8 protein-coding genes and 1 pseudogene are annotated in these 10,562 nt (G+C 33.8%); 1 reads left to right on the top strand and 8 read right to left on the bottom strand.

From position 1 onward, the window contains the following. Positions 1-28: 28 nt before the first annotated feature. Positions 29-226 (top strand): hypothetical protein, encoded by a 198-nt coding sequence (locus tag B7E07_RS23875; RefSeq protein WP_080843910.1) that lies wholly within the window; start codon positions 29-31, stop codon positions 224-226. A gap of 248 nt (positions 227-474) precedes the next feature. Here the strand turns inward: B7E07_RS23875 and B7E07_RS02505 are convergent. From B7E07_RS02505 to B7E07_RS02470, 8 genes and pseudogenes are all read right to left on the bottom strand, one after another. Next, positions 475-858: pseudogene (locus tag B7E07_RS02505) on the bottom strand (transposase); the annotation flags it as partial. Continuing rightward, positions 851-2,398 (bottom strand): YifB family Mg chelatase-like AAA ATPase, encoded by a 1,548-nt coding sequence (locus tag B7E07_RS02500; RefSeq protein ID WP_080843908.1) that lies wholly within the window; start codon positions 2,396-2,398, stop codon positions 851-853. The pseudogene B7E07_RS02505 and the gene B7E07_RS02500, both read right to left, overlap by 8 nt. Positions 2,399-2,822: 424 nt before the next feature. Next, positions 2,823-3,818 (bottom strand): UDP-glucose 4-epimerase GalE, encoded by a 996-nt coding sequence (gene galE, locus B7E07_RS02495; RefSeq protein WP_080843907.1) that lies wholly within the window; start codon positions 3,816-3,818, stop codon positions 2,823-2,825. 52 nt (positions 3,819-3,870) lie between these two features. Beyond that, entirely contained in the window at positions 3,871-5,037 is a 1,167-nt protein-coding gene (locus B7E07_RS02490) for a nucleotide sugar dehydrogenase (RefSeq protein ID WP_080843906.1), read from the bottom strand. A gap of 145 nt (positions 5,038-5,182) precedes the next feature. Next, complete coding sequence (locus B7E07_RS02485) at positions 5,183-6,610, bottom strand: Coenzyme F420 hydrogenase/dehydrogenase, beta subunit C-terminal domain (protein WP_080843905.1); 1,428 nt, start codon at positions 6,608-6,610, stop codon at positions 5,183-5,185. Positions 6,611-6,659: 49 nt separating this feature from the next. After that, positions 6,660-8,207 (bottom strand): oligosaccharide flippase family protein, encoded by a 1,548-nt coding sequence (locus B7E07_RS02480; RefSeq protein ID WP_080843904.1) that lies wholly within the window; start codon positions 8,205-8,207, stop codon positions 6,660-6,662. 220 nt (positions 8,208-8,427) lie between these two features. Further along, a complete protein-coding gene (locus tag B7E07_RS02475) occupies positions 8,428-9,573 on the bottom strand; it encodes a polysaccharide pyruvyl transferase family protein (protein WP_080843903.1) in 1,146 nt (381 codons plus the stop codon). A gap of 19 nt (positions 9,574-9,592) precedes the next feature. Then, a complete protein-coding gene (locus B7E07_RS02470; protein WP_080843902.1) occupies positions 9,593-10,558 on the bottom strand; it encodes a glycosyltransferase family 2 protein in 966 nt (321 codons plus the stop codon). Between the last annotated feature and the right edge of the window lie 4 nt (positions 10,559-10,562).

The raw sequence follows: 10,562 nt of genomic DNA, 5'->3' as shown, positions 1-10,562 counted from the left end.
GCTGGCAGATGCTGCGCCACAAATCGGTATGACTGAAGCTCCTGAGGAAGCTGAAAACCTTTTATATCATACTTATATAAGATATCGGTTAACTTTAGATGAAGACGGCAATTTTACATTCAGTCCCGATACTTATGTAAATAAAGAGTATATTGGAAGTTTTACTTCCTTAAGTTTAGAGATTATTGCACATAAACCTAATGCAATCTTGATTGAAGATTTATAACAGCAGGTAAGATGAAAAGACCCAAAATACCATTGATGGTTCTTTGGGTCTCTTAGCTCTCATACTATTAAATTTTACTCTGTATATAATACAAATAAGGAACAAGCTAATGAGAAAAGAATCGAACGCTCTTACAATCCATATCCCATAATTCGTTACCGCAACAGCACTAATTAAATACCATGCAACTAACATACTGATGGTTCCTGCGAAGATCGCTCCCCAGAATAGATATTTCTGCTTGGGTGGTGACAGGCACACGAACTTTTATGGATATACTTACTCACCTCTAGCATTCCCTGTTTGTTTGTGATGATCTTGTCATAATAGCGTTTTTCAAATACATGTCCGGTTAGGTTGTACTTGGTATTGTAATAGGTGGCATACCTTTTATTGACTAGCGACATAATTTTAGATATTGGTTGGTTTTGAGATCTTAATTGTAAATGGAAGTGATTCGTCATGAAACAATAGCTGATCAGCTCAAATGGGTATTTATGATACACCTGTTCCAAAATATATAAAAAAGCAACAAAGTCAGTTTCCTCTTTAAATAAGAAATCACGTCGATTCCCGCGGCAGACAATATGATAAAAATAATCAGGCAGCCAAATTCGCTTTTTCCTACCCATTGTAATTACTCATCCTCTTGTTATTTTGTTTCCATATTTGTGTTCGACGCAGTGTCATTGCTTCCCACAAGGCTTGATTTGTTACCACTTGATCTCCATTCAGATCTGAAATGGTTCGGGCAATCCGCAGTATTTTCATTTGAACCCTCGTGCTCCAATGGTACTTGCTTGCTCCTTGTTGGATCATCTGCTGTTGCTCAGGTTTAAGTTCAGCAGCTTTCAAAATTAATTCTGGAGCTGCTATGGCATTGGTGATGCCTTTACCATATCGGTTGTATTGACGCAATCGCGCTTCAGTTACGCGTGCACGAATTGTCTCTGAGGTTTCATTGTGTTCTGTTGACTCTTTATCTAGTGCAACTGCTTGAAGAAATAATATAATATCCATTGTATCCTGAATGGGACCAGATACACGATTGGTGTATGCCGTAATTTGCTTTGGTGTGCACGTGCAGGAAAAATGCCCCGACCCCAAATAACCACAGGGACAAGGGTTCATCGCTCCTAATAATATAAATTGTGCTGGATAAGTTACGGTTGATGCCGCTCGACTTATCGTAATCTTTCCTGTCTCAATAGGTTGGCGGAGCATGTCTAACGTTTTCTTTGGAAATTCAGCCATTTCATCGAGGAATAGCACACCGCGATGTGCAAGTGATACCTCACCAGGCTTTGGATTCGATCCACCGCCGATGAGTGATACAGCTGACGAAGAATGATGCGGGTTGCGAAAAGGGGCTAATTGATTATTTGCTGGTTGACTAACACCAGATAGTTGGTAAATACTCATCACTTCATACTGTGCTTCTTGTGTCAATGGGGGTAATATGGATGAAAATGTCTCAGCTAACAAGCTCTTGCCGTAGCCAGGTGGTCCCGACATTAAGACATTATGTCCGCCTGCACCGGCTACTTCTAATGCTCGCTTCGCTTGGGGGTGTCCAAGTATGTGTTTATAATCTTTATCGTAGGATGGCTTCATAGGAGGCTTTGTTCGGCTCGGTGGGAAAACAGCTGAAAATGCCGATAGCTGACCTGAAAATGATTCGATAACATCACTTAGCGTTTGCACAAATCGGAGTTCGATATCCTCTACATATTCAAGTGGAAAATTATTGATTTGAGGAAGGTACAATATTTTCAATTTTTCCTTCCTTGCAGCTAAAATAGCTGGCAGCATACCGTCTACAGGCTTAATTGTTCCATCTAAGGACAAGACCCCCAGAAAACCCGCATGATTTGGCAGTGGATCCTTGATGTAATTAACCTCCTTCATAATACCTATTGCCATTGCTAAGTCAAAAATAGGACTGTTCTTCCTTTGCTCAGCCGGTGAAAGATTAATGACAATCTTCTTATCTGGCACTTCACAACCATTCGCATACAAAGCAGCCATCACCCGGTCCTTCGACTCTTTCACAGACGCATCCGGCAAACCAACAATACTCACACTCTCCACACCAGGAAGCAACTGCACCTCCACCTGAACTTTGTACCCTTCCATCCCTTTAAGCCCAATACTAGATACTACAGTAGCCATTACACATAATCCTTTCCTTTTTCATCTCTACTCGTTATTCAGTAAATTTCTGATAGTATAGCAGAATGGATCGAAAAAGACGAAAGGACAAAATTTAAATCTCAAAGCCTAATTAATAACGAAAATCAAATTTTTCTTATACGAAAATAAAAAAACATTAGTACAAAAACAGCCATTTCATCCTTTTGATAGAAATTAGCATTTTAAAACAATCCAGGCACCTGCCCCTAACCATAAACAATCTTGTATAACAGAAACTTTTCAAATAGGGGAACTAAACCGCTATCACTTTGCCCATATACAACACTTTTTATTTGACAAAATCTGGGTGGTGACAGGCACCCAAATTCTAAATGAATAATAAATAGCACGACAAATATGCCCGCCGAGCCATTAAGCCCAGCGGGTAATTTACTAAATCACACTATTCTTTATACTTCTTCTCAAATCGCCAAGCATCCCGGCACATAGCAATGAGATCACGTTTGGCTGCCCAACCTAGTTCTTGCTTTGCTTTTGAAGCATCGGCATAGCATGAAGCGATATCCCCAGGCCTCCGATCTACGATTTCATAAGGAACTTCAATATCGTTAGCTTCTTCAAAGGCTTTTACTAATTCTAGTACACTAGTTCCTTTACCGGTTCCTAAATTATAAACACGGACACCTTCAGTTAGATTTTCCAATGCAGCAACATGTCCTTCAGCAAGATCGACTACATGAATGTAATCGCGAACTCCAGTACCATCCACCGTAGGGTAGTCATTTCCAAACACTCGTAATTTCTCAAGTTTACCTTTTGCTACTTGAGTTACATATGGCATAAGGTTATTTGGAATTCCGTTAGGAGCCTCACCTATTTGTCCACTCTCATGGGCACCTACTGGATTGAAATATCGAAGAATTGAAAATGAAAAAGCAGGGTTTGCATTTGCAATATCAGTAAGTATCCGCTCACTCATGGCTTTCGTTTCACCGTAAGGATTAGTCGTTGGTAAGAGATCCATTGTTTCTACAAAAGGTACTTTATTATCGCCGTACACGGTTGCTGATGAGCTAAATACAAATCGATTGACACCATATTTCTGACAAGCCTTTGTAAGAACCAGCGTGCTCACAATGTTATTGTAATAATAATCTAATGGCTTTTCTACTGATTCGCCAACTGCTTTAAGACCAGCAAAATGAATAACACCATCTATATTATAATTTCTGTAAATAATATCAACAGCTTCTGCATCTGTTACATCAATCTCGTAAAAAGTAACTTCTTTATCAGCTATATCCATGATTTTCATAACAGTCTCACGCTTACTGTTCGAAAGATTATCCGCAATAATGACTGAATGTCCTGCTTCCAAAAGAGCAATACAGGTATGTGAGCCTATATATCCAGCACCCCCGGTTACTAGTATGTTCAGAATAAAAACCTCCTTTCCTATTTCTTCTGGGTAATAATCCTTTTAAAATATACTAGTCCCTACTAAACAAATCCCGAGTATACACCTTATCCTCTACATCACGTAAATCATCAGACAATCGATTTGCAACTATTACATCTGATACGCTTTTAAACTCTTCAAAATCATTTATTACTCTCGAATTATAGAATGTTTCTTCATAAAGTGCTGGCTCGTATACAACAACTTCAATACCTTTAGCCTTAATGCGCTTCATAACTCCTTGAATAGCTGATTGTCTAAAGTTATCTGAATCCATTTTCATAGTAAGCCTATAAATACCAACAATCTTAGGATTCTTTTTAATAATCATTTCAGCAACATGATCTTTTCTTGTTCTATTTGCATCAACGATAGCTGTCATAATATTATTAGGAACATCCTCGTAATTAGCTAATAACTGCTTTGTATCTTTAGGCAGGCAATAACCACCATAACCAAAGGAAGGATTATTATAATGATTACCAATTCGCGGATCCAAACCCACGCCATCAATAATTTGCTTACTGTCTAATCCTCTTACCTCTGCATAAGAATCCAGCTCATTAAAAAATGCGACTCTCATCGCAAGGTAAGTATTGGCAAATAGTTTAATAGCTTCTGCTTCTGTTGAATTTGTAAATAATACGGGAATCTTTTCCTTTATCGCTCCTTCAGCTAACAAGTTAGCAAACACTCCGGCTCTATTAGACTGTTCACCAACAATAATACGCGAAGGGTACAAGTTATCATACAAAGCCTTTCCTTCACGTAAAAATTCAGGCGAAAAGATAATATTTTCGGTTTCGAACTTTTCTTTTACTTTTTCCGTATAACCAACTGGAACTGTAGATTTAATTACCATTATCGCTTCTGGATTAATAGATAGTACATTAGCAATAACCGCTTCAACAGTCCTAGTATTAAAGTAGTTTTTCTCTGGATCATAATTTGTCGGCGTAGAAATGATTACATAGTCTGCATCTTTATGAGCTTTATAATTATCTGTAGTAGCAGTTAGATTTAGTTCTTTTGTTGCTAAATATTCTTCAATTTCATTATCAATAATTGGAGATCTCTTATTATTAATCATATCAACTTTTTCTTGAATTATATCAAGGGCAATAACTTCATTATTTTGAGCAAGTAAAATTGCATTAGATAATCCTACATAACCTGTACCAACAATTGTAATTTTCATTTTTGAAATGCTCTCTCCTTATATGTAGGTATTTTATTAAAAATTAGCCTATCTACATGTTAATTGCTCTTAAATAATCAACTTATCCTCACTAATAATTTATTCACATCATTAGAATGCATAAAATTCAGCCTAAATTTATTTGTTACCTACCTTTTAAACTTCTCGATATTTTATTAAATACTTTCATTAATATTTCTTTAGGGCCTTTCTTGAAAGCAATACTGAGATAATAAATTCTATCATACCTTTTTGTATATTTTTCCATATCGTTAATAAAGTAATTCAAATCCCTTAACTCTACCGCCTTAAGGAAACTAATATGACTTTGTTTTGAAATCTCTATTCTTAAATCTTGAATTTTTCTTCTAAAAAAGGGGATGTCTTTTGAAGCAGGAACCCTTTTTTTAGGACGCCACTTTCCCAGTTTATCTTTTTTATATAATCTATATCCAAGCTCTTTTTGTGTGTGTTGAAAATGACTAGCCTGTGACTTTACTATAGTTTCTACGCTTATTGTATCTAGTTTTACTTTCTTAGTTGTTATTCCTTCTTCAAGAATATTTGCTATTGTTTCATTTCTAACAAGAATAACATTGTTACCATTACTATCAAATGAATATTCAGGTAACCACGCATCACCTAGTGTAACATCAGCGGTTTCATTCATTACATCATCTGTGAAGTCAGATGCATTACTCTTAAAGAAACCTTGTCCCCAATTATGTCCTAGCAGTTCACTCATACTTTTAGTAATTGTAACCTCTTTTCCATTCACAATACCCGTCATTTCTACACCATAACGATTTGCGGGAACATTAGGTAACTTTTTTCTGAAATTGATAGACTTTAAATTTCCTGGTTCAATTCCAACCTGCCAAGCTAAACAATCTGCAAATTTTGCACTTTTTTGATGTCCACAAATTAAGCCAACTGTATATTTTATCCTATCATTAACAATCGAATCTTGTTGAGCTAATAGCCTAATTGACATTATAAAACTAGGAATTCCTATAATTGCATACCTACCTGGTATTTCTTTTACTTTATTAATTACCTGTGAAAATTCTACAGGATAATATCTTGTTTTAGCACCAGCTTTTATTTCTTCAATAGTTCTAGAAATATCATATTTGAAAAGTATCGGATCTTCCTTGTCATTATTTTCCTTTACATGAATTACACCGTCAATTAAATCCCTATCAAATAATTCTTTAAAAATCCATGTACCAAATCCTCCCGAACTAGCATTCTTACGGTAATCACCCTCTAAAACATGCCCAGCATATAGCTCTTTATAATAGCCAATTCTATTGTCATATTTAATACCTGGTATTCTTCCATATAATTCTCTACTTATTTCATCCTCATTTGGACTGGTGTTTGAATTAGGACAGACCAGTTGTAAAGGAGTGTCTGCATCATCCATTAATGCGTGTTGTATATTAGGTTTGTATTCTCCATATTCATTTAACTCCATTGTTATCTTCTTGTTTAAAACAGCACATGCCCCTGTGCCATAGGAGTAATCATTTTTAATTACAGTGTTATATAACTCCTCAATTTCACTCATGTTACAATCCACACCTACCTTGTTAAGAAACATATTATTCTAATTTATATTAACAATCGTTGTTTCTATTTCGAATATTTAACTTTAATAAAAAACGCTTTAATGCTTTTGTAAAAGACTTAAATAAACTTCTTTCATAATTATTAAATCCGTAAAACCACATTAATAAAAAATAGCCAATTGAAAACAAAACTATTTTACTAATTAAAAATAACAAACTATCTTTTGTTATTACGAAATCCATACCAATTCCCAGAGTTAAAGAAGTCAAAACTGGGATAGACATTAACAGTATATTTTTCCAAAATAGAAGTATATTAATCCCAATTTTATAATGGTAATAAAAATTCATTATAATTCCATTACCAATTATATAGGAAATCCCGGTACCAAGAGCTACTCCTACACCGCCATAACTTTTTGCTAAAAGTACTGAAATTATTACATTTAATATAGCTATCATAATTAAAACAACAGATCTAAAACCTTGTAAATTTTTAGCCTGTAAGACCGATAAACCAATATTTTGTATTAATGGAATTGTTATAGGAATCATAATAATTATAACCATATAGTAAGCGCCCGAGTAACTTGTACCGGCCCATATATCAATAAATGGACGTCCGTATAAAATAAAGCCGCTTAAAATATATGCTAAGATAATATACTGAACTCTACCGTACTTAATCATCATATTTGTTAATTCAAATGAGCTTGCATTGTTTGCTACCATCATAGATACTCTTGGTAAAAATAAACCACTGAGTGAAGTTGAAAATTGTAAGTACAATCTAATAAATTGGATAGCGATAGCAAAAACAGCAACTGCAGTTGTCCCTGCCACAGCTCCTAATATGATTTGTCCTGTATTCCAATTAATTTGATCAACTATAATTCCCAAAAAAATAAAAAATGAGTATCCTAATATTTCTCTCATTAACCGATAGTCTGGTTTCCCAAAATGAAATTTAATTTTCAAGTATCTAAAACAGTAAAATACATTAAAAAGCAAGCAAATTATATTTACTAATGTAGATACAATAACCATAGTTACTGAACCAAAACCTATAAATAAAAATGGCAACGTAATTAACGGCACTAATAAAGAACGGATAATTGCAACAACTTTTACAAATACAAATCTTTCATAAGCCTGCATAACAGAACCAAAAATTGCCAATGGAAAAGATAAAGAAAAGTTTATGATTATTATTATAACCATTATTTTTGCCTTTTCTAATTCCATTAAGGTTAATCCGGCTCCAAACACATTGTCTACAGTATTATAAACAACAAAGCCTACTAAGATAGTCAAAAGACCAATTACAGAATATAATAATAAAAACATTCCATTAAGCCTTGACTCTGCTTCTTTATTTCCAATGGCTCTGTTCCTAGCAGTATACCTTACAATAGCATTTCCTAACCCTAAATCCATGATGCTAAGGTACGCTGAAATTGAACCAATCATTGAGTATAACCCATATTCTGATTGTCCCAAGAGTCTAATCATTATTGGTGTATATAAAAGAGCAATTATAGTAGTAATAAAAATTGATACATAAGATAATATTGCTCCAGATTTTAATTGATTCAACTTGAACAACTTCCTTTAAATTCCCAGTTTATTAAACTGCTATACCAATTTAATGCTAACCGGAATATTAAAATATACTATAGTTCCCAAAAGTTATTAAGAATAAATAAAAAGAATACATTAGTAGAAGAAACTGCAGATGTAACTAAACATTTCAAGGTAACTCACACATAATTATAGGAATATTTCCAATAATAATTAATTTATTTTCAACCTACAACTACCTATCTAATTCGAGTTCGACTGTCTTTTTAATGAATGCAAGTGAATTTTCACGCAAAGCGTTAAGATTGGCCTCTACCTCATCATAGTTGATGCTCGAGGATAAGATATTATCAATAGGATAATCAGTTCCAATTATGTGACCTACAATTCCCACACTATCTAGTAATCCGGTAATTCTGGATGACATACTCTTACCATAAACCTTTCTATCAAATGCATAGAAATTTTTGTGGAATATCATTGAAAATACGCAGGCGTGAAATGAATCGGTAAGGATAATTTCTGCATTTGTTATAAGACTAATAAAATCTTCTGGGCCAGCAGAAGCGTATTTAATATGACCAAATAATAGGTCTGCCTTACGAACTTCTCCATATAAAAATGGAATATTAACAATCTTATATCCCAGTTTCTCAGCAAGTGATTCTGCATATTCTCGCAGCGCGGCATCTTCACCCAAAAAATAAGTAAATATATATTTTTCTTTTATTTTTTTGTTTGGCAGGATTATATTCCATTCATTTGAGGTTAATAGCATTGTGGGATCAAGTACCACTTCTACATTTGCATCAACAAATGACTGAAGTATTTCTTTACCTCGCGTTTCTCTTACAGAAACTAAAGTAAAATCATCAATTAATGGCTTATAAACCACTTTTTGTTCATCTGTTAAATCATCCACACCAATGCTTGCAGCATATGAAACTTTTGGAATATTATTAGGGACAAATGACAAAAAATGGGTTGAATTGCACCAGTACGGATTCCAAACCTGATCACTACCACAAACAAAACAGTCAAATTCATCAGCGATCTTAGCTAAATTTAATGAAGTCGCATCATGCATATCTGAAAAATGTTTCTCCCTGAACTCTTCAAACTTAGTTCTTTTAGAATTTATTTTTTTGTAATACAAAAAATTTAATACTCTTTGAATTCTTTTTTTTATATTTGTTTTTACTGTTGGCTTATTCTTGTTTTGTGATATAGAAAATAATTTCTTTTCTTTACTATCGTCAAAATTTAATACTTCTACTTTGCAACCTGTTTTTAAAAAGGCTTGCTGTAAAGCATAATTCTGTAGCGTGCCACCATAATTATAACTGTGATATTCTAATGGTACGATTCCTATCTTTTTCATGATGAAGTATCTCCTATTCTTATCGCTTTAATATAATTTTACTAATATCTAACAAGTGTGTATAAGTCCTTGGGCATACAGTAAATATAAAATATGAAATTTTATTGTTTAACGGTATATAATTACTATTTAAAACTTCATTTCTATATTTTTTCACTTTTTTTAAAACCTTCTTCTGAAGTTTAATATCTTTGCTTTGATGTCTGAAGATATTTATTAAAATGCGCTGTGAATTCAAACTGTATTGGGCTCGCGCCTCATTTTGTGCTTCGGGAAAGGGTTTCAATATATTAACAATTTTGCTCCAAGCATCTATTTCGGTTAATGATTTAATTGAAAATTTTTGCATAGCACTGTTCTCGTGTATTACATAATGGTATAGAGGATTTGAAAGTCTTATTATGTTTTTTGCGTTCGAAAAAGCGCTGATAGTAAATAATGCATCTTCTCCATAATATAGTGACTCATCAAACAAAAGTGGACCATATTGTGTTTTGAGGCAGTTACTACTAAATAATTTATTATAAACTGAACGATTATACATATCATAATGATTTACATCAAAAATCACATTTGATTCATTATACTTAAGTATATTAAGCTCCTTACCATTAACGGATTCACAAATAATATTTGAACAAGCTATATCACAATTATTATTAATTAACGCTTCGTAAAGAATACTTAAGCAATTGGGCTCAAGGTAGTCATCACTGTCAACAAAACTGATATATTTACCATTTGTTGAAAGTAATCCAACATTACGAGCACTACTAACCCCACCATTAGTCTTATGAATAACCTTTATTCTCCCATCACATGCCTGATAGTTTTTACAAATTTCTAGTGACCTATCTGTGGAGCCGTCATCAACTAAGATAACTTCCAAATTTGTATAAGTCTGATTTAATATACTATCAATACATCTATCAAGGAACTTTTCAACATTATATACTGGTACAATTACACTTATCAGTGGCAACATTATA

The organism is Cytobacillus gottheilii (genome assembly GCF_900166665.1).
Taxonomy (GTDB): Bacteria; Bacillota; Bacilli; order Bacillales; family Cytobacillaceae; genus Cytobacillus; species Cytobacillus gottheilii_A.
This window is presented reverse-complemented; position numbering and strand designations above follow the sequence as displayed.